22 protein-coding genes are annotated in these 25168 nt (G+C 73.6%); 15 read left to right on the forward strand and 7 right to left on the reverse strand.

Annotation, left to right across the window (positions count from 1 at the left end; all coding sequences use genetic code 11):
- Positions 1-37: 37 nt before the first annotated feature.
- Both ACSU6M_RS30980 and ACSU6M_RS30985 read left to right on the forward strand, forming a co-directional pair.
- Complete coding sequence (locus ACSU6M_RS30980) at positions 38-940, forward strand: aminoglycoside phosphotransferase family protein (protein ID WP_437074189.1); 903 nt, start codon at positions 38-40, stop codon at positions 938-940.
- Positions 941-1023: 83 nt separating this feature from the next.
- Positions 1024-1953 (forward strand): aminoglycoside phosphotransferase family protein, encoded by a 930-nt coding sequence (locus tag ACSU6M_RS30985; protein WP_437074190.1) that lies wholly within the window; start codon positions 1024-1026, stop codon positions 1951-1953.
- 4 nt (positions 1954-1957) lie between these two features.
- On the opposite strand, the gene ACSU6M_RS30990 is transcribed toward ACSU6M_RS30985, so the two are convergent.
- Positions 1958-2371, reverse strand: a complete 414-nt coding sequence (locus ACSU6M_RS30990; protein WP_437074192.1) for a VOC family protein — start codon at positions 2369-2371, stop codon at positions 1958-1960.
- Positions 2372-2474: 103 nt separating this feature from the next.
- Between ACSU6M_RS30990 and ACSU6M_RS30995 the strand changes: the two genes are divergently transcribed.
- Both ACSU6M_RS30995 and ACSU6M_RS31000 read left to right on the forward strand, forming a co-directional pair.
- Positions 2475-2999 carry a DUF4440 domain-containing protein gene (locus tag ACSU6M_RS30995; RefSeq protein WP_437074194.1) on the forward strand — a complete coding sequence of 175 codons (525 nt, stop codon included), beginning with the start codon at positions 2475-2477 and terminating at the stop codon, positions 2997-2999.
- 102 nt (positions 3000-3101) lie between these two features.
- Positions 3102-3683 carry a TetR/AcrR family transcriptional regulator gene (locus ACSU6M_RS31000; RefSeq protein WP_437074196.1) on the forward strand — a complete coding sequence of 194 codons (582 nt, stop codon included), beginning with the start codon at positions 3102-3104 and terminating at the stop codon, positions 3681-3683.
- On the opposite strand, the gene ACSU6M_RS31005 is transcribed toward ACSU6M_RS31000, so the two are convergent.
- Positions 3677-4288: a hypothetical protein gene (locus ACSU6M_RS31005; protein WP_437074197.1), complete on the reverse strand. Its 612-nt coding sequence runs from the start codon at positions 4286-4288 to the stop codon at positions 3677-3679. The two genes, ACSU6M_RS31000 and ACSU6M_RS31005, sit on opposite strands and share 7 nt — an antisense overlap.
- A 278-nt stretch (positions 4289-4566) precedes the next feature.
- Here ACSU6M_RS31005 and ACSU6M_RS31010 point away from each other — a divergent pair, with 278 nt between their 5' ends.
- A complete protein-coding gene (locus tag ACSU6M_RS31010; protein ID WP_437074199.1) occupies positions 4567-6618 on the forward strand; it encodes a galactose-binding domain-containing protein in 2052 nt (683 codons plus the stop codon).
- Positions 6619-6645: 27 nt separating this feature from the next.
- Positions 6646-7497: an SCO6745 family protein gene (locus ACSU6M_RS31015; protein WP_437074201.1), complete on the forward strand. Its 852-nt coding sequence runs from the start codon at positions 6646-6648 to the stop codon at positions 7495-7497.
- 141 nt (positions 7498-7638) lie between these two features.
- Here ACSU6M_RS31015 and ACSU6M_RS31020 read toward each other — a convergent pair whose 3' ends face one another.
- Positions 7639-8529: an EamA family transporter gene (locus ACSU6M_RS31020; protein WP_437074203.1), complete on the reverse strand. Its 891-nt coding sequence runs from the start codon at positions 8527-8529 to the stop codon at positions 7639-7641.
- A 69-nt stretch (positions 8530-8598) separates the two neighbouring features.
- Here ACSU6M_RS31020 and ACSU6M_RS31025 point away from each other — a divergent pair, with 69 nt between their 5' ends.
- The 4 genes from ACSU6M_RS31025 to ACSU6M_RS31040 all read left to right on the forward strand — a co-directional run bounded on the left by ACSU6M_RS31025 (position 8599) and on the right by ACSU6M_RS31040 (position 14029).
- Positions 8599-9453, forward strand: coding sequence for a LysR family transcriptional regulator (locus ACSU6M_RS31025; RefSeq protein WP_437074205.1), 855 nt, complete (start codon positions 8599-8601; stop codon positions 9451-9453).
- A 387-nt stretch (positions 9454-9840) separates the two neighbouring features.
- The gene (locus ACSU6M_RS31030) at positions 9841-11091 is read left to right on the forward strand and encodes an MFS transporter (RefSeq protein WP_437074207.1); all 1251 of its coding nucleotides are present in this window, start codon (positions 9841-9843) and stop codon (positions 11089-11091) included.
- 104 nt (positions 11092-11195) lie between these two features.
- Positions 11196-12548: a hypothetical protein gene (locus ACSU6M_RS31035; RefSeq protein ID WP_437074209.1), complete on the forward strand. Its 1353-nt coding sequence runs from the start codon at positions 11196-11198 to the stop codon at positions 12546-12548.
- A gap of 116 nt (positions 12549-12664) precedes the next feature.
- On the forward strand, positions 12665-14029 hold the full coding sequence (locus ACSU6M_RS31040; protein ID WP_437074210.1) for an MFS transporter: 1365 nt from the start codon (positions 12665-12667) through the stop codon (positions 14027-14029).
- A 50-nt stretch (positions 14030-14079) separates the two neighbouring features.
- Here ACSU6M_RS31040 and ACSU6M_RS31045 read toward each other — a convergent pair whose 3' ends face one another.
- Positions 14080-17466: a pyruvate carboxylase gene (locus ACSU6M_RS31045; protein WP_437074212.1), complete on the reverse strand. Its 3387-nt coding sequence runs from the start codon at positions 17464-17466 to the stop codon at positions 14080-14082.
- 146 nt (positions 17467-17612) lie between these two features.
- Between ACSU6M_RS31045 and ACSU6M_RS31050 the strand changes: the two genes are divergently transcribed.
- Positions 17613-19304 carry a serine/threonine-protein kinase gene (locus ACSU6M_RS31050; protein ID WP_437074214.1) on the forward strand — a complete coding sequence of 564 codons (1692 nt, stop codon included), beginning with the start codon at positions 17613-17615 and terminating at the stop codon, positions 19302-19304.
- A complete protein-coding gene (locus tag ACSU6M_RS31055) occupies positions 19301-20005 on the forward strand; it encodes a hypothetical protein (protein ID WP_437074215.1) in 705 nt (234 codons plus the stop codon). Before ACSU6M_RS31050 ends, ACSU6M_RS31055 begins: the two co-directional genes overlap by 4 nt.
- A 168-nt stretch (positions 20006-20173) precedes the next feature.
- On the opposite strand, the gene ACSU6M_RS31060 is transcribed toward ACSU6M_RS31055, so the two are convergent.
- The gene (locus ACSU6M_RS31060; RefSeq protein ID WP_437074216.1) at positions 20174-21568 is read right to left on the reverse strand and encodes a DHA2 family efflux MFS transporter permease subunit; all 1395 of its coding nucleotides are present in this window, start codon (positions 21566-21568) and stop codon (positions 20174-20176) included.
- 253 nt (positions 21569-21821) lie between these two features.
- Here ACSU6M_RS31060 and ACSU6M_RS31065 point away from each other — a divergent pair, with 253 nt between their 5' ends.
- Positions 21822-22268 (forward strand): hypothetical protein, encoded by a 447-nt coding sequence (locus ACSU6M_RS31065; RefSeq protein WP_437074218.1) that lies wholly within the window; start codon positions 21822-21824, stop codon positions 22266-22268.
- 27 nt (positions 22269-22295) lie between these two features.
- Positions 22296-22910 (forward strand): hypothetical protein, encoded by a 615-nt coding sequence (locus ACSU6M_RS31070; RefSeq protein WP_437074219.1) that lies wholly within the window; start codon positions 22296-22298, stop codon positions 22908-22910.
- Here ACSU6M_RS31070 and ACSU6M_RS31075 read toward each other — a convergent pair.
- Both ACSU6M_RS31075 and ACSU6M_RS31080 read right to left on the reverse strand, forming a co-directional pair.
- On the reverse strand, positions 22900-23238 hold the full coding sequence (locus ACSU6M_RS31075) for a DUF6191 domain-containing protein (RefSeq protein WP_437074221.1): 339 nt from the start codon (positions 23236-23238) through the stop codon (positions 22900-22902). The genes ACSU6M_RS31070 and ACSU6M_RS31075 overlap by 11 nt on opposite strands.
- Positions 23239-23310: 72 nt before the next feature.
- Positions 23311-23595, reverse strand: a complete 285-nt coding sequence (locus ACSU6M_RS31080; protein ID WP_437074222.1) for a hypothetical protein — start codon at positions 23593-23595, stop codon at positions 23311-23313.
- Positions 23596-23712: 117 nt separating this feature from the next.
- On the opposite strand from ACSU6M_RS31080, the gene argG reads away from it, so the two are divergent.
- Positions 23713-25158: an argininosuccinate synthase gene (gene argG, locus ACSU6M_RS31085; RefSeq protein ID WP_437074224.1), complete on the forward strand. Its 1446-nt coding sequence runs from the start codon at positions 23713-23715 to the stop codon at positions 25156-25158.
- Positions 25159-25168 lie beyond the last annotated feature (10 nt).

The following is a 25168-nucleotide window of genomic DNA, read 5'->3' on the forward strand; positions in this document are numbered from 1 at the left end:
TGACCGGTGTGGACGGCGGCCGGTCGGATGGCGCCCCATGAGCTCAGCACAGAGGCATCCCGGCCGGCAGCCGGTCGACGACGATCTCGTACGGCGGCTGGTTGCCGGGCAGTTCCCGCAGTGGGCCGGACTCGCGGTCGAGCGGATGGCGTCGGGCGGCACGGTGAACGCCATGTACCGCCTCGGCGACGCCATGGTCGTCCGTCTGCCGCTGGTCGAGGGCGGCGTCGGGGACGTCGAACGGGAACAGCAGTGGCTGCCGCGCCTCGCGCACCGGCTGCCCACGGCGATCCCGGAGGCGCTCGCGGCCGGGAAGCCCGCCGAGGGGTATCCGTGGCCCTGGTCGGTGTACCGGTGGCTGGACGGCGAGAACCCGCGGGAGGGCGAGCTCGCGGCCCCCGTGGCGCTCGCCGAGGGCCTTGCCGCCTTCGTGACCGCGATGCGTGCCGTGGATCTGCCGGGCGCGCCCCCGGCGTACCGGGGCGGCCCCCTGTCCGGGCTCGACGCCGAGACCCGCGCCGCCGTGGAGCTGCTGCGCGCGCTGGGGCAGGAGGGCGTGGACTGCGACGCGGTGACCGCCGTGTGGGAGGACGGCCTGCACGCCCCCGAGAGCGACGTCCCGCCGGTGTGGCTGCATGCCGATCTGATGCCGGGCAACCTGCTCGTGGACGATGACGGCCGGCTCGCCGCGGTGATCGACTTCGGGTGCATGGGGGTGGGCGACCCGGCCTGCGATCTGTTCCCGGCCTGGAACCTGCTGCCGTCCGACGCCCGGCGGGTCTTCCGGGACGCGCTCGACGTGGACGACGCCACCTGGCGCCGAGGCCGCGCCCGCACCCTCTCCCAGGCGGTGATCGCCCTGCCGTACCACCGGGACACCAACCCGGCGATGGCCGCCAACGCCCGCCATGTGATCCGGGCGGTGCTGGAGGAGTTCTGAGCGAGGCCGGCCCGGGCCCCGCAGCCGGGCGGTGGCGGCGAATTCCGTTGTCCGGTCCCGCGCCCTGGTCTACCGTCCCGGTCATGCTGCCTGTGGTCGGGACGGACGAGGAGTGGGACGCCGTCGTCCGTGACGAGACGGTGCTGCGCCCCGGAGTCGAGGACCTCTGCGCGCGCCTCGGACTGGCCGGGGCGCCGCTGAGCCGGTTCCCCGACGGGTCGCAGCCGGTGTACGCCGTCGGTGACGAACACGTCCTCAAGCTGTTCCCCGCGGCCGCGTCCGGTGACGCCCTCGCCGAGGCCCGGGTCCTCACCCACCTCCAGGGGAGGCTGCCGATCCCCACACCGCGGGTGCGCGAGCACGGCATGTACGAGAACGGCTGGCGCTACGTCCTGATGTCCCGGCTGCACGGCGAGAGCCTGGCCGGCCTGTGGGACCGCGTGCCCCAGGCCGGGCGGGAACGCGTCGTCACCCAGATCGGCGAGACCCTCGGGGTGCTGCACTCGCTCGACCCCGGCCCCCTCACGGACGTCCTAGGCCCCGGGGAATGGGGCGCCTTCCTCGACCGGCAGCGGGCCGGCGCGGTGCGGCGGCAGCGCCGGCACGGGCTGCCGGACCGGTGGCTGGAGCAGATCCCTGACTTCCTCGCCTCGGTCGAGCTGCCGCGCACCCCGCGCCCCGCCCTGCTGCACACCGAGGTGATGCAGCAGCACTTCCTCGTGCGGGACCTCGGGGACGGCCTGCGGCTGACCGGGTTCTTCGACTTCGAGCCCGCCATGATCGGCCACCGCGCCTACGATTTCGTGGGCGTCGGCCTGTTCGTCACGCGGGGCGACCCGGCCCTGCTGGCCCGGCTCTGCGCCGCGTACGGCCACCGCTTCGCGCCCGACGAGCTGCTCGCCTACACGCTGCTGCACGTGTACAGCGATCTCCCCTGGTACCTCCGGGAGTTGGGCGCCCCCGAGGAGAAGACGCTGACCGCCCTCGCGCAGGAATGGTTCGGCGTGTCCTAGGGCGTCAGCCCTCGGGCTCGTGGATGTCGATCATCCAGGACACCCCGAAGCGGTCCGTGCACATGCCGAACACATCGCCCCACATCTGCTTGTCGAGCGGTACCTTCACCTCGCCGTCGGCGGACAGCTTCTCCCAGTAGCCGCGGAGCTCGGTGTCGTCGTCACCGCTGACGGACACGGCGTAGGCGGTGCCGGGCTCGAACTCCGTGCCGGGAGGGGTGTCGGAGCCCATCAGGGTGAAACCGGCGGGGGTCTCCAGCATGCTGTGCATGATCTTGTCGGACCCCGGGGCGTCGCCGGAGCCGAACTCCGCGAACGTGTTGAGTTCGAGTGTGCCGCCGAAGACCTCTTTGTAGAACTCCATCGCCTGCCGGGCGTCGCCGTCGAAGCTGAGGTAGGGGTTGAGCCGCGAGGCCATGAATACCTCCTGGAAGGGGCGGAACGGACATCAGGGGCAGACTAATGCGGGGCACTGACAGCGGCCTGCTGGGCGGCTGGGCCGTGTGATAGTCCTTGATCGCATGAGTTCGATCCAGGCCGTCCCCGGCAGTGACGATCCGCAGGTGGCGGAGGCGCTGGCCGCCGAGTACGAGACGCTCTCGCCGCAGTGCCGGGCGGACGCGGACCGGCTGCGGAGTTTCCTCGCGCCGGACTTCCACGAGTTCGGTGCCTCGGGCGCGGAGATCGTCTTCGAGGGCACCGCGGAACGTGTCGCCGCCTACACCGACCCGGACGGCGAGCCCATCAGGGTGGAGCGCATGCGGGGCGTACGGCTGGCCGACGGACTGGTCATGCTCAAGTACACGGCGTGCATCGACGGCCATTGGTCGCACCGCACCTCGCTGTGGCGCCGGGTGGCACCGGGCCGCTGGCAGATGTTCCACCACCAGGGCACACGGACCCGCCTCGACGCGCAGGACACCTCGGCCCCCTCGGCCCCCGCGGACGAGCCGGCCTCCTCCCACAAACCGGCCTCCTCTCACGGGCCGACCCCCTCCGACGGACCGGCCCCCTCCGACGGACCGGCCACGCCGACCCGCGCCTGACCCCCGTAGCGGCGCTCCCGCCCCCCGCACGGCAGCCACTCCATCTGTAGTAGTCTGCCGACGCCGTCATGCTCGACGTACTGCACAGGGAGTGGTGGTGGGATGGTGCGCAGGAACGACCAGCGCAGAGCCGCGCTGGTGGATGCCGCGATCGAGGTGCTGGCGCGGGAGGGGGCCCGCGGTCTGACCTTCCGGGCGGTGGACGCCGAGGCCGGTGTGCCCGTGGGGACGGCCTCCAACTACTTCGCGAACCGCGACGACCTGCTCATCCAGACCGGCCGCAGGGTCTACGAGCGGCTCCAGCCGGACGAGGCCGTCCTCACCCGGCACCGCACGGCCGCCCGCGACCGGGAGACGTACGCGCAGCTGATGCGGGAACTGGTGGACCGGGTGAGCGCGTTCCGCTCCGGTTATCTGGCGCTGCTGGAGCTGCGTCTGGAGGCCACTCGGCGTCCGGGCCTGCGCGGGCTGCTGACCGAGCAGGTGCGCGCCGACCTCCAGGCGAACGTGGCCTACCACGAGGGGACCGGCCTGCCGGGCGACGCGACCGCGGTGCGGCTGCTCTATCTGGCGCTGAACTGGCTGATCGTCGAGCAGCTCACCCTCCCCGACGTGCTCTCGGAGGGTGAGCGCGAGCAGCTCGTCGAGGCGGCGGTGGAACGCCTGGTGACGGACGCTCAGTAGAGCTTGTTCACCGCCGTCTTGGTGGTGCGCTTGAAGTCGGCGAGCTGCGCGTGGCGGAAGGTGCCCATCTGGGACCACTTCACGAACGTCACCGTGCGGCCGTCGCGGCCGACCGAGAGCAGGGCGATGTCGGAGGCGCCCCAGCTCGAAGCGGTGTGCAGACCGTAGACATGGGCGCCCTCCTCGACGCCCAGCTTCCCGTAGTACCGGCCGGTCGCCGACATGTCGGGGTCCTGCTGCTCCAGTGCCGCGGCGCAGCCGTTGATCTTCTTGCGCAGCAGCGCGGCGAAGTCCTTGGCCTTCTGCGCGTTCTGCGCCACGACGGTCACCTGGAGCGCGCTGGTGTCGTACTCGGTCCAGAACGTGCGGTGCGAGGAGATCGACGGCAGCGCCTCGCCGACGCAGATCGGCAGCGGGTCGGGCTGACCGGCGGTGACCCGGCCGGCGTACCACGGGGAGGTGGGGTGCGGGGGCAGGTCGCCGGCCGCGAGGAACTTCGGTGCGGAGGCGGCGGAGGCCGAGGGCGTGGCGGCCGCGACGGCGAGCGCCGTGCCGGTCGCCACGGCGGCGAGGGTCAGTCGGACGGATCGGGAACGCAGGGTCATGTCTCCCCCAGGGGCGGGTGCGGGGCCGGTGTCATTGCGGTGACTTTGACTGATACGACCTGTCGGCGGCCCCGACCGTTGCGCCGTGTCCCGACACAAACCGGTCTCATTCGTCGCGGAACGGAAACATCCGCCCGGCGCTTCCGCTCCAGGGGCCTGCGACGCGGCTCTTGACTCCTTCGGCCGGCCTGACGATCCTCGTTCCTCATCGGTAACTTTCGATGAGCATGACAATCATGGACCGCCCCCCGGATCCGTCTATCCAAGGACGTGGGTTGATGACCAAGGCTCGACGTCCGCACCTCGCCGTCGTCACGCTGCTGCTGCTCGCGCTGGTCATGTCCCTGGGCCCGGCGCCCAGTTCGGCGGCGGGAGCCGACGCGTGGTGGGATCCGGCCGCGCGCCCGGCGCCGGACTCGCGGATCGGCGTCACCGGTGAGCCCTTCAAGGGCACCGACTCCCGTGGCGAGGTGCGCGGCTTCGTCGACGCCCACAACCACCTGTTCTCCAACGAGGCGTTCGGCGGCCGCCTCATCTGCGGCAAGCCCTTCTCCGAGGCGGGCATCGCCGACGCTCTCAAGGACTGCCCCGAGCACTACCCCGACGGCTCCCTCGCCGTCTTCGACTTCATCACGCGCGGCGGCGACGGCCGCCACGACCCCGTCGGCTGGCCCACCTTCAAGGACTGGCCCGCCCACGACTCGCTGACCCACCAGCAGAACTACTACGCCTGGATCGAGCGCGCCTGGCGCGGCGGCCAGCGTGTGATGGTCAACGACCTCGTCACCAACGGCGTGATCTGCTCGGTGTACTTCTTCAAGGACCGCTCCTGCGACGAGATGACCTCCATCCGTCTCCAGGCGAAGCTCACCTACGACCTCCAGGACTACGTCGACCGGATGTACGGCGGCCCCGGAAAGGGCTGGTTCCGCATCGTCACCGACAGTGCACAGGCCCGGCAGGTCATCGAGCAGGGCAAGCTGGCCGTGATCCTCGGCGTCGAGACCTCCGAGCCCTTCGGCTGCAAGCAGATCCTCGACATCCCGCAGTGCAGCAAGGAGGACATCGACAAGGGGCTGGACGAGCTGTACGCGCTCGGCGTGCGCAGCATGTTCCTGTGCCACAAGTTCGACAACGCGCTGTGCGGCGTCCGCTTCGACTCGGGCGCGCTCGGAACGGCCATCAACGTGGGCCAGTTCCTGTCCACCGGCACCTTCTGGCGCACCGAGAAGTGCAGCGGCCCCCAGCAGGACAACCCCATCGGCCTGGCCTCCGCCCCCGGCGCCGAGGCCGAGCTCCCGGCGGGCGTCAGCGTCCCCTCGTACGACAGTGACGCGCGGTGCAATGTGCGCGGGCTGACCGCGCTGGGCGAGTACGCCGTGCGCGGCATGATGAAGCGCAAGATGATGCTCGAGATCGACCATATGAGCGTCAAGGCGACCGGGCGCGTGCTGGACATCTTCGAGGCCGAGTCGTACCCCGGCGTGCTGTCCTCGCACAGCTGGATGGACCTGAACTGGACCGAACGCGTCTACTCCCTCGGCGGTTTCATCGCCCAGTACATGCACGGCTCCGAGGGCTTCACCGCGGAGGCGCGGCGCACGGACGCGCTGCGCGACAAGTACGGCGTCGGCTACGGCTACGGCACCGACATGAACGGCGTCGGCGGCTGGCCGGCGCCGCGCGGAGCGGACACCGCCAACCCGGTCAGGTACCCCTTCCGCAGTGTCGACGGAGGCGCGGTCATCGACCGGCAGACCACCGGGCAGCGCACCTGGGACCTCAACACCGACGGCGCCGCCCACTACGGCCTCGTCCCCGACTGGATCGAGGACATCCGGCTGGTCGGCGGCCAGGACGTGGTCGACGACCTCTTCCGCGGTGCCGAGTCCTACCTCGGCACCTGGGGGGCCACCGAGCGCCACCAGGCCGCCGTCAACCTCGCCAAGGGCGCTTCGGCCACGGCCAGTTCGGCCGAGTGGAACCCGTTCACCAGCTATGCGCCGGGCCGGGCGGTGGACGGCTCGCGCGACACCCGCTGGGCCAGCGACTGGAGCGACGACCAGTGGCTGCGCGTCGACCTGGGCGCCACGCACCGGGTGGGCCGGGTCACCCTCGACTGGGAGCGCGCGTACGGCCGTTCGTACCGTATCGAGCTGTCCGTCGACGGCACCGACTGGCGGACCGTCTGGTCCACGACCGCCGGCGACGGCGGGCTCGACACGGCCGACTTCACGGGGACCCCCGCGCGCCATGTGCGCGTGCGGTTCCTCGACCGCGCCACGGACTGGGGGTACTCGGTGCATGAGCTGACCGTGCACAGCGGCTGACGCACACCGTCTGCGAGACTGCCGTCCATGGACGCCGGTTACGCACGCGCGGTCTGGCAGGTGCTCGAACCCCTGCATGCCGTCACGTACTTCGCGCCGGAGAGCCGCGAGGCCGCCCGCGCGGTGGGGCTGCGCGGTTTCTGGATGGGGTACTTCGCGCTGCGGGCCGCGCCGCTCGGGGCGGTGAGGCCGGGCGTGGTGGAGGCGGCCTTCTCCAACTTCCACCCCGCGATGGTCCGCCGCGCGCTCCCCGACGCCTGGGGCCTCGCCTCACCCGAGGCGGTGCTGCGGGCCCGCGCCGACTCCGCCACGGCCGCCCTGCGCCGCGTGGCGCCCTCCGCCCGGGACGCGGCGGCGTCGGTCCTGCCACTGCTGGAGCGGGTGATCGCGGCCGCCGACGGGGCCGGGCGGCCGCTGTTCGCCGCCAACCGGGATGTGCCCGTGCCCGAGGATCCGGTCGGCGCGCTGTGGCAGGCGGCGACCTCGCTGCGCGAACACCGCGGGGACGGCCATGTCGCCGTCCTCACCGCGGAGGGACTCGACGGCTGCGCGGCGCATGTGCTCTTCGCCGCGGGTGAGCAGGTGCCCGTGGAGGTGCTGCGGGACAACCGGGGCTGGTCCGCGCAGGAGTGGCGGTCGGCTGCCGACCGGCTCGTCGCGCGCCATCTGCTGACGGGCGCGGGGGCGCTCACGCCGGAGGGCCGGGCGCTGCGCGCGCACATCGAGGCGCGCACCGACGCGCTGGCCGTCCGGCCCTACGGTGTCCTCGCGCCGGACGACGCCTCCCGCCTGCTGCGGACGCTGGAGCCCGTGACGGAGCAGGTCCTGGGCAGTGGCGTCATCCCGTTCCCCAATCCGATGGGGCTGCCGCGCCGCTGAGCCGCACGCCGGGCCGAGCGGCGCCCGGTGTCGTACGTACCGCGCGTGCCGCGCGGGGTCTGGTGCCGTAGGTACTGCGCGTGCCGCGCGGCGCCCGTGCTGTCCGAGCGGCGCCCCGTGCCGTACGGCCCCGCCCCGGCCTCACCGCGTCCCCGTCCGCACCGCCCCCGCGCTCGCCGCGACCACCAGCGCGATGGCGAGCCACTGCACCGGCGCCAGCCCCTGCTCCAGCACCAGCAGCCCGGCCAGTGCGGCGAGGGCGGGCGCGAGGCTCATCAGTACCGCGAAGGTCGCCGCGGGCAGCCGGCGCAGGGCCAGCAGCTCCAGGGTGTACGGCACTCCGGAGCTCAGCACGGCGATCCCGAGGCCCAGCACCAGCACATGCGGCTCCAGCAGTGTCCCGCCCGCCGAGGCGAGGCCCGGCGGCAGGCTGACCAGCGCGGCGACGGCCATGGCGAGCGCCAGCCCCTCCAGGCGCGGGAAGCGGCCGCCCGCGCGGGCGCCCAGCACGATGTACGCCGCCCACATCGCGCCCGCCGCCACCGCGAAGGCCGCGCCCGTGAGGTCGAGCCCGCCCATGCCGCCGCCCAGCAGCGCGACCCCGGCCAGCGCCAGGGCGGCCCACAGCACTCCGGAGACGCGGCGCGCGGCGGCCACCGACAGCAGCAGCGGGCCGAGCACCTCCAAGGTGACCGCCGGTCCCAGCGGGATCCGGTCGATCGCCTGGTAGAAGAGGAGGTTCATGCCACCGAGGGCCAGCCCGAAGCCTCCGGCCACCGCCCAGTCGCCGCGGGTGAGACCGCGCAGCCGCGGGCGCGCCACGATCAGCAGCAGCACCGCCGCCAGCGTGACCCGCAGGGCGACCGTGCCGAGCGCACCGGCCCGGGGGAACAGCAGCGCCGCGCACGCCGAGCCGAACTGCACGGACACCGCCCCGGCCAGCACCAGGCCGACGCCGGTGAGCGCGCCGGGCCGCGCGGACGGTCGTAGCGGGAATGCGGGAGCCGTCGTCTCGCGTACCGGGGTCGTCATGGCCTCCACGCTAGGCAGCGGCGCGACGGGTGTGAAATGCCGGTCCCGCTGCGATTATGCTCCCGAGGCATGACCATCGAGCTGCGGCATCTGCGGGCCTTCCTCGCCATCGCCGACGAGGGGAACATCACCCGTGCCGCCGCCCGTCTGCACATCGGGCAGCCCGCGCTCTCCCGCACCCTGCGGCAGCTGGAGGACCACCTCGGCGCCCGGCTCGTGGACCGCTCCACCCACCACCTGCGGCTGACCGCCGAGGGCCGCACCTTCCGCGACAAGGCGCTCGCCGCGCTCGCCGCCGTCGACACCGCCCTCGACCCGACCGGGCTGCGCCGCTGGCCGCTGCGCCTCGGGCACACATGGGCCGCGCTCGGCGACCACACCGTGCCGCTGCTGCGCCGCTGGGACGAGACCTATCCGGCCGTCCCCCTGGAGCTGCTGCGCGTCGACGACCCCACGGCAGGGCTCACCCGGGGCAAGGTCGACGCGGCCCTGCTGCGCGGCGAGGTCACCGCGCCCGGGGTCCGCACCGAGGTGCTGATGTCGGAGGAGCGCGTGGTCGTCGTGGCCGCCGACAGTCCGCTCGCGGAGCTGCCGCGCGTGACCCTCGGGGACCTCGCCGCGTATCCGATCGCCCTCAACACCGTCTCCGGCACCACGACGCTGGACCTGTGGCCGCCCGGCAACCGCCCGGTGGCGAGCATCGAGGTGACCAACACCGACGAGTGGATCATCGCCATCGCCGCGGGCCGTGCCGTCGGCGTGTCCACCTCGGCCACGCCCAGCAACCATGCCCACCCCTCGCTCGCCTACCGCCCGCTCGTCGACGCGCCCCCCGTCCCCGTCGTCCTCGCCTGGCCCGAGCGACCGGGGCACCCCGCCGTCGCCGCCCTGCGAGCCCTGGTACGAGACGTCGTCGCGGGGTGAGCCGCGCCACCACGCCGGCCGTCGCGGCGACGGCGTGAGCCACACCACCGCGGACCGCTGCCACCCCCGCACGGCGACGGCGTGAGCCGCGCCACCACGGCCGCCCGTCGCGCCAGCCCAGCGGCGCGGCACACCCGCGTGTGACCGGACTAACGGCCGCGGGGCCCGCGTCCGTCCCACCCCGTCTGCCACGATGGGCGACGCCGTCCTCCGGAACCGTGGAGGGAACCGCGCAGCGCAGCCGGTGTTCCCACTCCCGCCGGTAACCCCCCTCCGAGTCCGCCCTCCGCGGGTCTCCTCCCGAGTGACCTCACCGTGCCTGCCTCACCTTCCTCCGCCCCTGCCCGCGCTTCCCACTCGCCCTGGCGTGCCCTGCGACACCGCAGCATGCGCTGGTGGTCGGTGGCGAACTTCGTGTCGAACACCGGCACCTGGATGCAGCTCACCGTGCAGAACCTGCTCGTGCTGCAGATCACCGGGTCCGCCGCCGCCACCGGTCTGTCGATGTCCGTGCAGGCCGCCCCGGCGCTGCTGATCAGCCTGTTCGGCGGCGCGGCCGTCGACCGCTGGCCCCGGCGGCTGACCGCGGCGGTCAGCCAGGCGCTGCTCGGCGTGATCGCGTTCGTCACGGCCACGCTGGTGGCGCTGGACCGGCTCGACGTCACCACGCTGATGGTCCTCGCCGCCGCGACCGGCGTCATCGCCACCGTCGACGGCCCCGCCTGCGCCCTGCTGGGCAACGACCTCGTGCCGCAGGAGGACGTGCCGTCGGCCATCGGCGTGGGCTCCCTGGTGCACAGCGCCGGACGGCTGGTGGGGGCCGGTCTCGCCGGAGCCACCGTGGCGTTCCTCGGTACGGCGGCGGCGTACGCGGCGAACGGACTGTCGTTCCTGTTCGTGGCGGCGGTCATCCCCTTCCTCAAGCCGGTGCGGCACACCGAGCCCCACCCCGTGAAGACGCCCCAGGAGGCGGACCCCTCCGGCGAGACCATGAGCGTGCGCGAGGGACTGACGTTCTTCCTGCGCCGGCCCCGCCTGGTCGCCCTCGCGGCGATCACCGGCGTTAGCGCCGTCTTCGGGCGCAACTACGGGCTCACCCTCGCCGTCCTGGTCACCGGCCCCCTCGCGGGCGGCGCGGGAGCGTTCGGCACCGTCTCCACCGTCCTGGCCGTCGGCGGCATCCTCGGCGCGATCCTCGGCGCCCGGCTGCGCCGGCCCTCCGTACGCCTGGTCGGCCTGCTCGCGGCCGGTGGCGCGCTGCTCCAGGTGGCCGCCGGACTGTCGCCGTCGATGGCCGTCCTGCTGGCGATCGTGCTGCCCATGGCCGTCGTCGAGTCGGTGTCCGACACGGCCGGCACCTCCGTGCTCCAGACCGACCCGCCCGCCCGGATGCGCGGCCGTGTCCTCGGCGTCTGGGGCACCGTCTCCACCGTCTGGGGCCTTGGCGGACCGCCCGCCCTCGGCTTCCTCATGGAACACGCCGGCGCCCGCGGCGCCCTCGTCACCGGCGGCCTGCTCATCGCCGGCACCATCGGCACCGGCTTCCTCCTGCGCTCCCGCCGCACCCCGACCACCGTGCCCGTCCCGGCCCTCCACGAGGACCTGCGGGAGCGAGAGGCACTGGCCCCGGCGGCCTGACCTCGGCCCGGCCCCACGCGAGCCGGGATGCCTCCGGTACCGGTGTGACGTAGCGTCGGAAGAGGGGCGACGGGGGCCTCGCAACTCGGAAGGGGCTGTGCGGCATGCCTGAACCCGACGTGTGCAGAGGGTTGCGCAACAGGCTCCGGGATCTGGCGACGGAGTTGCAGCAGGTTCTCGGCGACCTGCTGAACGAGCCCTTCGGAGCGGGCCGTGTGACGCTCCAGGAACGCGCCGACCTGCTCCAGGAGCGCATCGAGGACACCCGCGCGCAGATGGAGGACGCCGGCTGCGACCCACCGCGGCCGCCGGCGGTCCACACCCCGCCCGTCACCGCCCCGACCCTCGACGAGTTCGGGCACGGCAGCATCCGGGTCGCCGGGCGCACGGCACTGGGACCCCGTCCGCTGCTCGTCGTCCTCCTGGAGTGGGACGACGACGGCACGGACGGCTTCCCGAAGATCTCCTCGGTCCATGAGCTCGACTACTACGAGAAGCTGGCCTTCGGCCACCCCGTCCCGCCGTTCAGCACCAGCGAGCCGGCCGTCAATCCGGCGAGCCTGACCGAGTACGTCCAGGAGTGCTCGGCCGGACGGTTCTGGTTCACCCGGGCCGGTGTCACCGGGCCCGCCGCGATGGGCGTGTTCGGCAACCCGAGCGAGGCGGAGCATGTACGCAAGGTGGCCGAGCGGATGGCCGGTCTCTTCCCGTACCTGCTCTACTCCATGGACAGCGACGCGAGTTCGGTGGTCACCTCCGACGAACTCGTCGTGCTGGTGGTGGAGAACCACCGCAACCGCTGGCCCGCCAACCGCTACACCCAGTCGGTGCCGTTCACCCTGGAGTTCTTCCCCTTCTCCCTCACGAAGACCATGCAACTCGACCTGGCGTTCGCGGGCCCGTTCACGCCCTTCTACCAGATCGCGCACGAGGTGACGCACTCGCTGGGCACCGTGGACATGTACAACCCCGGCACCATGAACTCCCTGCTCACGCTGATGGGCGCGTACTCCTTCACCAGCAACGACCAGACCGTCGTCCATCTCGACGCCTGGCACAAGATGGCCCTCGGCTGGTGCGAGCCGCAACGCGTGCAGCTGTCCGAGCACGGCACGGCCTGCGTCGTCGAGATCTCCGCCGAGCGGCCCGACGGCGCCGTGATCCTCTGGCATCCCAGCCGCCGGGCCGCCGAGTACTTCCTCGTCGAACGGCGCAGGCGGACAGGAGGCCGCAAGTACGACGCCGACTTCCCCGGCGACGGTGTGCTCATCTGGCACATCGACCCGTCGCGGCCACCCATGCACCGGGGCGCCCCCGACCTCACCCCGGGCGCGAACGGCGTCTGGCAGGCCGGGACCCGTACGCCCCCGCTGACCTGGACGGACGGCACGGTGGCCGTCGCCGGGCTCGAGCTCACGGACGGCCCCGACGCGGGGGCGATCACGCTCACCTGGTGAGGAGCCCTCGCGCCCGGGCCGTACGCGCGCCGGCCGCACGGAGAGAAAACCGGTGGAGGCGCCGGCCGGGGGCGGGATAGCCTCCGCGGCGTGAACCTCGCCGCCGACCTCGTCTCATGAGGCTTTCCAGGACCCTGCTGGACATCAGTCCCCTGCGCACCTCCGCTGTCTTCCGGCGGCTGCTGATCGGCCGTACGGTCTCCACGCTCGGCGGCTTCATGACCGTCGTCACCGTCATGTACCAGGTGTGGGACATGACGCACAGCACCGTGTGGACCGGTGCCGTCGGGCTCGCGCAGGCGCTGCCGCTGGTCGGTGTGGGGCTGGTGGCCGGTGCGTGGGTGGACCGGTCGGACCGGCGCCGGGTGTTCCTGGCGGCCACCGTCGGGCAGGCGGTGTGCTCGCTGCTGCTCGCGGTGCAGGCGTTCGCCGGGCACACGCCGGTCGTGGTGATCCTCGTGCTGGTGGCCGCGCAGTCGGCGTGCGGCGCGATCGGCGCGCCCGCGGCGGGGGTGTTCGTGCCGCGGCTGCTGCCCCGTGAACAGGTCGCCGCCGGGCTCGCGCTGTACCAGGTCAGCGGGCAGGCGATGATGCTGCTCGGCCCGGCCGTGGCGGGCCTGGTGCTCGGCTGGTGGGGGATCGGCGTCTGCTACGCGCTGGACGCGCTCAGCTTCGGGCTCGCCTTCTACGGCGCCTTCGGCCTGCCCGCGCTGCCGCCGCAGGGCGAGAAGTCACGCCCCGGAGTGCACGGCGTCCTGGACGGACTGCGCTTCCTGACCCGGCACCGGGTCGTGCGCGGGGCGCTCGTGACCGACCTCGCCGCCACCCTGCTGTCCATGCCGGTGAGCCTCTTCCCGCTGGTCAACGCCGAGCGGTTCGGGGGCGATCCGCACACCCTCGGCCTGTTCCTGTCGGCGCTCGCCGTCGGCGGGGTCGCCGCCACCGCCTTCTCCGGGCCGCTCACCCGGCTGGCCCGCCCCGGCCCGGTGATGCTGTGCGCCTCGGCGACCTGGGGCGCCGCACTCGCGGTGTTCGGCCTGGCCACCGACGCCTGGGTGGGCCTCGGCACGCTCGTCCTCGCCGGAGCCGCGGACGCCGTCGCCGTCCTGTCCCGGACCACGATCATCCAGACCCACACCCCCGACGCCCTCCTGGGCCGGGTGACCGCCGCCGAGCTGATCGTCGGCCAGGCGGGACCCCACCTCGGCAACCTCCGCGGCGGCGTCGTGGCCGGCTGGACCTCGGGCGCGACCGCCCTGATCAGCGGGGGACTGCTGTGCCTGGCCGCGGTGACGACCGTGGCGGCCACGACCCCGGAACTGCGCCGCGACGCCGGCGCCCCTGCGCACCCCGCGGAACCGGGGACGCCCGGCCTCGACTCGGACACCCCCGCGCCATCCGCGGCACCGGGAACGTCCGACCCGGCGGGCACCGGCCGCGACGCACCCACGCCCCCGGCCCCGGCCGACGGCCCCGCCTGACCCGCGCGGCTCCCCGGGACGCCGCCCGCCCCGGAGAGCCGCACCCGGCATCACGTCAGCTCGACCAGCAGGTCACCGCCCTCCACCTGCTGCACCCGGTGGACGGCCAGCCGGGAGACGCGTCCCGCCTTCGGCGCGGTGATGGACGCCTCCATCTTCATCGCCTCGATGGTGGCCAGCGTCGTCCCCGCCTCCACCTCGTCGCCCTCGGAGACCACCAGGGTCACCACACCGGCGAACGGCGCCGGGACGTGCCCGGGGTTGGAGCGGTCGGCCTTCTCGGTCGCCGGGACGTCGGAGGCGGCGGCGCGGTCGCGGACCTGGATGGGCCGGAGCTGGCCGTTCAGCGAGGACATCACCGTCCGCATGCCCCGCTCGTCGGCCTCGCCGACCGCCTGGAGCTCGATCAGCAGCCGCACACCGGGCTCCAGATCGATGGCGTACTCCTGGCCGGGGCGCAGCCCGTAGAAGAAGTCCTTGCTGTCCAGCACGCTGGTGTCGCCGAACGCGTGCCGGTGTGCCTCGAACTCCCGTGTGGGCGCCGGGAACAGCAGCCGGTTGAGTGTCGCCCGCGGCTCCTTGGCCAGCCCGGCGCGGTCGTCGTCGGTCAGCTCGGCCACCGGCCTGGCCTCGCCCCGCCCGCGCAGCGCCTTGCTGCGGAACGGCTCCGGCCAGCCGCCGGGCGGGGTGCCCAGCTCGCCGCGCAGGAAGCCGATGACCGAGTCGGGGATGTCGTACCTGTCGGGGGACGCCTCGAAGTCCTCCGGGTCGACACCCGCACCCACCAGGTGCAGCGCCAGGTCACCGACCACCTTCGACGACGGCGTCACCTTCACCAGCCGGCCCAGCATCCGGTCCGCGGCCGCGTACATCGCCTCGATCTGCTCGAACCGGTCGCCGAGCCCCAGCGCGACCGCCTGCGTACGCAGATTGGACAGCTGTCCGCCGGGGATCTCGTGGTGGTAGACCCGGCCGGTCGGCGCGGACAGGCCCGCCTCGAAGGGCGCGTACACCTTGCGCACGCTCTCCCAGTACGGCTCCAGGTCCCCGACCGCCGCCAGGCTCAGCCCCGTCGGCCGCTCCGAGTGGTCGGTGGCCGCCACGATCGAGGACAGCGACGGCTGGGACGTCGTACCGGCCATGGACGCCACCGCACCGTCCACCGCGTCCACGCCCGCCTGCACGGCGGCGAGATAGGTGGCCAGCTGGCCGCCCGCGGTGTCGTGCGTGTGCAGATGCACCGGAAGGTCGAACTCCCGCCGCAGCGCGGTCACCAGCTTCGCCGCGGCCGGCGCCCGCAGCAGCCCCGCCATGTCCTTCACGGCGAGCACATGCGCGCCCGCCTCGACGATCTTCTCCGCCAGCTTCAGGTAGTAGTCCAGCGTGTACAGCCGCTCCGACGGGTCGGACAGGTCCGCGGTGTAGCAGAGCGCCACCTCCGCGATCGCCGTCCCCGTCTCCCGTACGGCGTCGATCGCGGGCCGCATCTGGTCGACGTCGTTGAGGGCGTCGAAGATACGGAAGATGTCGATACCGGTGGCCGCCGCCTCCTTCACGAAGGCGTCCGTCACCTCCGTCGGATACGGGGTGTAGCCCACGGTGTTGCGGCCGCGCAGCAGCATCTGCAGGCAGATGTTGGGCACCGCCTCCCGCAGCGCGGCCAGCCGCTCCCACGGGTCCTCGGCGAGGAACCGCAGCGCCACGTCGTAGGTCGCGCCGCCCCAGCACTCCAGGGACAGCAGCTGCGGCAGCGTGTGCGCCACGACCGGGGCCACGGCCAGCATGTCCTTGGTGCGCACGCGGGTGGCCAGCAGCGACTGGTGGGCGTCGCGGAAGGTGGTGTCGGTGACGCCGAGCATGGGCGACTCGCGCAGCCGGCGGGCGAAGCCCTGCGGGCCCAGCTCGGCCAGCTGCTGCCGCGACCCGGCGGGCGGCTCGGCCGGGTCCGCGCCCGCGGGCAGCGGCGGCAGCTTGGTCGACGGGTCGATCAGGGCGGGCCGCTCGCCGTGCGGCTTGTTCACCGTCACGTCCGCCAGATACGTCAGCAACTTCGTACCCCGGTCCGCCGAATGACGGGCCGTCAGCAGATGCGGGCGCTGCTCGATGAACGCGGTGGTGACCCGGCCCGCCTGGAAGTCCGGGTCGTCCAGCACCGCCTGGAGGAACGGGATGTTCGTCGCCACACCGCGGATGCGGAACTCGGCGACGGCACGACGGGCCCGGTTCACGGCCGTGGTGAAGTCCCGCCCCCGGCAGCTCAGTTTGACCAGCATCGAGTCGAAGTGCGCGCTGATCTCCGAACCGGCGTGCGTGGTACCGCCGTCCAGCCGGATCCCGGAACCGCCGGGGGAGCGGTACGCGCTGATCCGGCCGGTGTCCGGGCGGAAGCCGTTGGCCGGGTCCTCGGTGGTGATACGGCACTGCAGGGCCGCGCCCCGCAGCGTGACGCTCTCCTGGGACAGCCCGAGGTCGGCGAGCGTCTCGCCGGCGGCGATGCGCAACTGCGCCTGCACCAGGTCGACATCCGTGACCTCCTCGGTCACCGTGTGCTCGACCTGGATGCGCGGGTTCATCTCGATGAAGACGTGGTTGCCGTCCCGGTCGACCAGGAACTCCACCGTGCCCGCGTTGCGGTAGCCGATCTGCCGGGCGAACCGCACGGCGTCCGAGCAGATCCGCTCCCGCAGCGCCGGGTCCAGATTGGGCGCGGGCGCCAGCTCGATCACCTTCTGGTGCCGCCGCTGCACCGAGCAGTCCCGCTCGAACAGGTGGATGACGTTGCCCTCGCCGTCCGCGAGGATCTGCACCTCGATGTGGCGGGGCTCGACGACGGCCTTCTCCAGGAACACCGTCGCGTCGCCGAACGCCGAGACCGCCTCCCGCGACGCCGCCTCGATGGACTCCCGCAGCTGCTCCCGGTCCTCGACCCGCCGCATCCCGCGCCCGCCGCCGCCCGCGACCGCCTTCACGAACACCGGGAAGCCGATCTCCTCGGCCGCGCGCACCAGCTCCTCCACGTCCGTGGAGGGCGCCGACGACCCCAGCACCGGCACCCCGGCCGCCCGCGCCGCCGCCACCGCGCTCGCCTTGTTGCCGGTCAGCTCCAGGATCTCCGCGGGCGGCCCGACGAAGGTGATCCCCGCCTCCTGGCAGGCCCGCGCCAGCTCGGGGTTCTCCGACAGAAAGCCGTAACCGGGATACACGGCGTCCGCACCCGCCCGCCGGGCGGCGCCGACGATCTCCTCGACCGAGAGATACGCCCGCACCGGATGACCCGGTTCGCCGATCTCGTACGCCTCGTCGGCCTTCAGCCGGTGCAGCGAGTTGCGGTCCTCGTGCGGGAAGACCGCGACCGTCCGCGCACCCAGCTCGTAGCCGGCGCGGAACGCGCGGATCGCGATCTCGCCACGGTTGGCGACCAGCACCTTGCGGAACATCCTGGATCCCTTCAGCCTGCCGGTGTCGAGCCCATCGTGTCGGCGATACCCGCGGTACGCCATGTGAGCCGGGCCACTGGATCCCCCTTCCCCGATCCGTGCGCCCCGACCGCAACCGAGGTGGCCGAAAATGTGTCTCTGACCGCATGAACGCTTGGGCGGTGCCCGGATACGCCGAGTCGCGGGAACTCGGAGCAGGAGCGAGCGGACGAGTGGTCCTCGCCGTGCACAGGGAGACCGGTGTGCCGGTCGCGGTCAAGTACCTCAGCGACTCCCTGCGCACCCGGCCCGGTTTCGTGCGGGACTTCCGCGCGGAGGCCCGGCTGCTCGCCGGACTGGAGAGCCCGCACGTCGCCGGGCTCTACGAGTACGTCGAGAGCCCCGACGGCGCGGCCATCGTGATGGAACTGGTCGACGGCGTGTCCCTGCGGGCACTGATCGCCCGGCAGGGCCCGCTGGAGCCCGAGGCCGCGCTCACCCTCCTCAAGGGATCGCTGCTGGGCCTCGCCGACGCCCACCGCCTCGGCGTCGTCCACCGCGACTACAAACCGGAGAACGTCCTCGTCGCGCCCGACGGCACCTCCCGCCTCGTCGACTTCGGCATCGCGGTCGACTCCGGCATCAGCAAGGGCATCGCCGGTACGCCCGCCTACATGGCCCCCGAGCAGTGGACCGGCGCCCCGGCCTCGCCGGCCGCCGACGTGTACGCCGCGACGGCGACCTTCTTCGAGTGCCTGACCCGCCGCAAGCCCTACGAGGGCGACAACTTCGCGGAGCTCGCGCTGCGCCACCTCGACGCGCCGGTCCCGGCCGAGGAGGTCCCCGAGCCGGTCCGCGGGCTGGTGCGCCGGGGCCTCGCCAAGGACCCGGCCGAACGGCCCGCACACGCCGAGGAGTTCGTACGGGAGCTGGAGGCGGCCGCCGCCTCCGCCTACGGCCCCGACTGGGAGGAGCGCGGCCGAGGCCGGCTCGCCGCGCTGGTCGCCCTGCTGCCGCTGCTGCTGCCCTCGGCGCGTACCGCCCCGCGCACCACCCTGGACACCGCCCGCACGGTGCTGGGCGGCGCCGGCCGGGGCGGGCTGCGCGCCTGGCTGCCCGGCAAGCCGGGGCTCGCGGTGTCGGCCGCGCTCCTGCTGCTGGGCGTCCTGCTGGCGTACGGCGGCCCGTCCGGCGCCGGTGCGGACGCGGGGGAGGCGGCACGGGTGCTGGCCACCACCAGCGCAGGGGCGGCCACCGTCCCGCCCTCGCACCCGGAGACGGCCACCGCGTCGCCCAGCGCGTCCTCCATCTCCGCCTCGCCCTCCCCGTCGCCGTCCGTACCGGCGTCCGCGACGGCGTCGGCGTCGCCTACCGACCCGACCCACCCGACCGGCCCGACCGGCCCGGCCGAACCCACCGCCTCCGCACCCTCCGCCCCGCCCGCCGGCCCCGCGTCACCGCCCGCCCCGGCGACACCGCCCACCGACACGGAGGCCCCGCCGACCGGCGCCCCGCCCACCACGACGGCCCCGACGGCCGTCAAGGACGTGACGGTGACGGCCTTCCAGCAGACGGGCCCGTTCACGGGGAGCGCGACCTTCACCGTCACCACCGACGGAACCGGGCCCGTGTCCGTCACCGTCGGCTGGTTCACCGGCGACACACCGGGCCGGCCCGGCACCCAGGACGGAGCCGCCCAGACCCTTGAGCGCGTCGGCGCCACCAGCTACACCGTCACCGTCGAGCACACCTTCCAGAGCCGGGGCTGCTACTGGACGGTGCAGGCGACGACCACCCCCGCCTCCGCCGACGGAGGGGCCTCGCAGCAGCTTCTGACCAGACAGTGTGAGCTGACATGACCGCACACGACGACCGCGGACCCGTGTCCGTGCCCGCGCCCGCTGAGGACGATTACAGCGCCACCGTGCTGGCCAGTCACTGGATCCAGGGACCTGAGCCGGGGGAGACGGCCACGGTCCGGGAGACCGGCACCTTCCCCGGTCCGCCGGCCGACGCTCCCGTCGCGGACCGGGTCGAGGGCACGGTCCTGCGGTTCGGACCGGGCGTCACCGCGGCCGTCGCGGAGCGCAACCGGCACCGGTCGGCCGCCGTACCGCCGACGGCGGCCCGTACCCTGCCGCCGGGTCCGGCGTCGCCCGCTCCGGTGCGTCGGCGGGCGCGACGGCACGCCCTGCCTGCGCTGGTGCTCCTGTGCGTCCTGGCGTTCCTCGCCTGGCAGCGGCTCGGGTCCTCCGTCGAGGTGCGCTCGGTGACGGTCGCGGCGCGTCCGTCGGTGCTGGGCTGCGGCGCGACCGCGGAGATCGTCGCCCGCCTCACCACCGACGGCCGCCCCGGCACGATCTCCTACCGCTGGATCCGCAGCGACGGCACCGCCTCCCAGGTACTGCGCGAGCGCGTGACCGAAGGACAGCGGACGGCCACTCTCCGGCTGCGCTGGACCTTCGAAGGCACGGGCCGTGTGGAGGGCCGGGCCGACCTGCGCCTGCTCGCGCCGACCTCGCGGACGGCCACCGCACGGCTCGTCTACGACTGCCGTTAGGCGACTTGGCTCGCTCTCCGGGGTGGGCTCGCTCGCCACGGTGGGCCCGCTCTCCAGGGTGGGCCCGCTCCCGAGGGCGTCCCGCTGACCCGGTCGGCAGGGACAAGGGCGGCGGGGGCACCGGGAGGTCACCAGGCCCCGCGCACGGGCACCGCGGGCACCCGCAGGTCACCCGGCCCCGCGCACGGGCGCCGCGGCGCGCGCCACCAGCAGCAGGAACAGCCCGCAGCCCGCCACCAGCAGCCAGCCGGGGCGAGCGGCCCCGGCCAGCCCGGCGGGCGCGACCCCCGCGACCAGGCCGCCCGCCAGCGCGACGCCGAGGGCCGCGCCGACCTGCCGTGCGGTGGAGGTGACGGCACCGGCGACCCCGGCGCGGGACGGCGGCAGCCCGCTGACGGCGGTGTTGGTGAGCGGCGCGTTGGCGAACCCGAAGCCGACGCCGACCAGCAGATACGCGGTGAGCAGCAGCAGGACGCTCGTCCCGGTGCCGAGCCCCACCAGACTCACTCCGCCGGCGGCGATGAACGCGCCCGCGAGCAGCAGCGGGCGGCGGGCACCGAAGCGGCCGACCAGACTGCCGGCCCAGGGCGCGCAGACGGTGGCCCCGAGCGCCATCGGCAGGGTCGCCGTACCGGCGGCGAGCGGGGTCCAGCCGCGCGCGTGCTGGAGGTAGAGCGTGGTGAGCAGCAGCGTGGTGGTGAGGGCGGCGAACACCGCCACGGCACCGAGGACCGCCGTCGCGAACACCGGCCGCCGGAAGAGCCCGAGGTCCATCAGCGGATCGTCGCGGCGCAGTTCCACCCGGACGAACGCGGCCGTCGCCAGGGCGATCAGCGCATAGCAGGCCACCGCCGCGGGCGCGGTCCAGCCGATCCGGGGGCCCTCGATGAGAACGCCGACCAGCAGACCCAGCGTGAGCGTGAGCAGCGACTGGCCGGGCAGGTCGAGACGCCGGGCCCGCTGCCCGTACGACTCCGGCACGAACACGGCGACCAGCACCAGCGCGGCGGCGACGACCGGCAGGTTGATCCAGAACACCGACCGCCAGCCGAACGCCGCGATCAGCGCCCCGCCGGTGACCGGCCCGGCGGCCATGCTGAGGCCGAACACCGAGGCCCAGATGCCGATCGCCTGCGCCCGCTCCCGTGGGTCGGGCATCGCGCTCACCACGATCGCCAGCGCCACCGGGCTCAGCATCGACGCCCCGAGCCCCTGCACGGCCCGCGCCGCGACCAGCGCCTCCAGCGACGGCGCCAGCGCACAGACCAGGGAGGCCGCGCCGAAGAGGACCAGCCCGCCCCGGAACACCCGCCGCCGCCCGAAGCGGTCCGCGAGCGCGCCGGAGACGATCAGGAAGGCGGCGAGGACGACGGTGTAGGAGTCGACCACCCACTCCAGTCCGCGTGTTCCGGTGCCCAGCCCTTCGCCGATCACCGGCAGGCCGACGTTGACGATGGTGGTGTCCAGGCCGATCAGGAACAGGCTCAGCGCGCAGACGGCGAGGACCGTCCAACGCCGGCGCGCGCTCAGTGCGGGTTCCGCCGCCAGGGATGTCGTGGTCACGTAGGTCGCCTTCCGTTCGCTGCCAACTGCCGCCCATGCTCGGCCCGTCTGCCGGATCGGCGGCAGCGGATTTGCCGGTACGGCAAACGCTGGTGCCGGTGGCCTCCGCGTCCCCCGGCCGTGCGCAGGTGTCCTCGGGCCAGGCGCAGCGGTGCTCGTGCCGGACGAACTGGGCAGGCGGAACGGCGCGTTCGGCGGTGTGCGACGATCGGACCCCATGATCGAGACCGTGAGGGGCAGCAGGGGAGGCGCGGTGAGACGGACCGTCGTGCGGGTGCTCGCCGTCACCGCCCTGGCGGCGCAGACCGCGTGCGGGATCCTCGGGGACGGCACCCGCCCCTGCACGATGATCTACTCGCCCGCAGGGATCAGCGTCGAGGTCGCCCCCGAGCTGTCGGCCGGGGCGACCGCGTCCTCCCTCACGGTGTGCTGGGACGCCGTGTGCCGCCGGGGCGTTCCCCGTCCGCGCGAGCTCGCCCCGCAGGTGCGGCCCTGGCCCGGGTTCACGGCGGTGGACGACCTGCCGGGCCGCCCGGTCCGGGTCACGCTGCGGCTGACGGACGCCGAGGGCGGCACGGTCCTGGAACGCCGGACGACCCTCACCCCGCGCGCCACCTACGCCAACGGCCGCCACTGCGCGCCGGGCGGACCCCAGGCCCACCTCGCGGTGACGGCGGACGGCGCTCTGATCACGGGCTGAACGGGCGGGTCGTTATCGTCGTCGGCCATGGGGCTGGACATCACCGTGCTGATCGCCGACTGGGCCTGGCTGGGCGCGATACCGGTCCGCGAGCGCCTGGAGCGGCTGCGGGACGCCTGGTACGACGACGCGACCGGGCTGTGGGACCCGGACGCGCCGGTGGTCGACGCGGGCTGGGTGCGGCCGCGGGGCGCCGGCGGCGAGCGGTTCGCGGTGTACGAGTTCCGGCACACCTGCGGCTCGTTCAAGCCGCACTTCTGGGCCGGGCACCGGTGGGAGTCCCTGCGCGGCCACGTCGACGCCCCTGTGCGGTCCGACCTGGACGCCCTGCTGGCCGGGTTGATCTGGGCCGGGCCGGACGGCGAGGCGACGCACACCGATCCCGAGGTCTTCGGCGACGATCCCTCCCTCCACGGTCTGCTGCTCGCCCGCTCCCCGGACGGCGTGCGCGAGCTGGCCGCGACCTGGCGGCGGGCCCGGCCCGCCCTCGACGGTCTCGAAGGTCCCTTCACCGCCCACGCGGCCGGCCCCGACGGCTGGGTGGGCGACTTCGCCGCCTACCGCGAGCTGCTGGCGGGCTGGGGGACCGTCGTCACCGAGGCCGCCCGCCGGGGCTGGGCGGTGGTGGGGCTCAGCGAGTAGGGCGCGCCCCTCGGCCGGCGCCGGTCAGGCGCACCACCGCCGTCCCCCGGTCGAGGTCGACGCTCGTGCGGTGCGGAGGCGCGCCGTCCTCCTCGTCGTCGCGCAGCATCAGGGAGGACTGCCGCTCCTTGAGCTCGTGCTGCTTCCCCGGCGAGAGGGTGGCGTGCAGCTGCTCGAAGCCGGTCGCCGATATCTGACCGGTGCTCCCGCTGTGCCGCCAGGGCAGCAGCCCCGCCCGCCCGGCGCGCAGCAGCAGCTGGTCCGCGAAGGCCACGGCGGTCAGCAGGATCACCAGGCCGGGCAGGGTCAGGAAGACGATGAAGGCCATGAGGGCCAGTATTCAGGGCGGTGAGCCTCACGGACCAGGCGCGCGGCCCGTCCCTGGCCGCCGCCCGCGTCCCTACCCCCCGGCCCCCGCCTCAGGGTGGCGTACGGCCTTCTTCACGTCCGCCTCGACCTGGTTGCGCGCGGTGCCCTGTTCCTTCGCGTACTCGGTGACCGCCTGCTGGACGTCGCGGGCCAGCTCGCGCCAGGCGCGCCAGGCGGTCTCGTACAGGTCGGTCTGGTGCGCGGGCCACGCCTCCTGCGCGGGCGGCCCGTAGCGGTCGCGCAGCTCCTCCACGCGCGCGTGCGCCTCGTCGGCGGCGCGCTGCTTCTCGACCAGCTCTTCGAAGGTATGGGCCACTTTGTGATCGTAAGAAGCGGTGGCCGTTCCCGCGCGTCGACAGGGCGGTGACGCGACCGGTACGGGACCGGGCGGACCTCGGTTGCATGACCATGCAGGCTGATGCATACTCTTCCTATGTCCAAGGTCCTCACTTCCCTTCCGGCCGGCGAGCGCGTCGGTATCGCCTTCTCCGGCGGCCTCGACACCTCGGTCGCCGTCGCGTGGATGCGCGACAAGGGTGCCGTCCCGTGCACCTACACCGCCGACATCGGCCAGTACGACGAACCCGACATCGCCTCGGTGCCGGGCCGTGCGAAGACCTACGGCGCCGAGATCGCGCGCCTGGTCGACTGCCGCGCGGCGCTCGTCGAGGAGGGCCTGGCCGCGCTGGCCTGCGGCGCGTTCCACATCCGCTCGGGCGGACGGGCGTACTTCAACACCACGCCGCTCGGCCGGGCCGTCACCGGCACCCTGCTGGTGCGGGCGATGCTCGAGGACGACGTGCAGATCTGGGGCGACGGCTCCACCTACAAGGGCAACGACATCGAGCGGTTCTACCGCTACGGTCTGCTCGCCAACCCGCATCTGCGGATCTACAAGCCCTGGCTGGACGCGACCTTCGTGAGTGAGCTGGGCGGCCGCAAGGAGATGTCGGAGTGGCTGCTCGCCCACGACCTCCCCTACCGCGACAGCCCGGAGAAGGCGTACTCCACCGACGCCAACATCTGGGGCGCCACCCACGAGGCCAAGACCCTGGAGCACCTGGACACCGGCATCGAGACCGTCCAGCCGATCATGGGCGTACGGTTCTGGGACCCGGACGTGGAGATCGCCACCGAGGACGTGACGATCGGCTTCGAGCAGGGCCGCCCGGTCACCATCAACGGCAAGGAGTTCCACTCCGCCGTCGACCTGGTCCTGGAGGCCAACGCCATCGGCGGCCGGCATGGACTGGGCATGTCCGACCAGATCGAGAACCGGATCATCGAGGCCAAGAGCCGCGGCATCTACGAGGCCCCGGGCATGGCCCTGCTGCACGCCGCCTACGAGCGGCTGGTCAACGCCATCCACAACGAGGACACCCTCGCCCAGTACCACATCGAGGGCCGCCGCCTGGGCCGCCTGATGTACGAGGGCCGCTGGCTGGACCCGCAGGCGCTGATGATCCGCGAGTCCCTCCAGCGCTGGGTCGGCGCGGCCGTCACCGGCGAGGTGACCCTGCGGCTGCGGCGCGGCGAGGACTACTCGATCCTCGACACCACGGGCCCGGCGTTCAGCTACCACCCCGACAAGCTGTCGATGGAGCGCACCGAGGACTCCGCCTTCGGCCCCTCGGACCGCATCGGCCAGCTCACCATGCGCAACCTCGACATCGCCGACTCGCGCGCCCGCCTGGAGCAGTACGCCGGGCTCGGCCTGATCGGGGCCGCCGGTCCCGCCGTCGGCGCGGCGCAGGCGGCCGCCACCGGTCTGATCGGCGCCATGCCGGAGGGCGGCGCCGAGGCCATCGCCTCCCGCGGCGAGGTCTCCGAGGAGGACGAGGCGCTGGACCGCGCGGCGATCGAGTCCGGCACGGACTGATCACGCGGGA

This window comes from Streptomyces sp. enrichment culture (genome assembly GCF_964272895.1).
Taxonomy (GTDB): Bacteria; Actinomycetota; Actinomycetes; order Streptomycetales; family Streptomycetaceae; genus Streptomyces.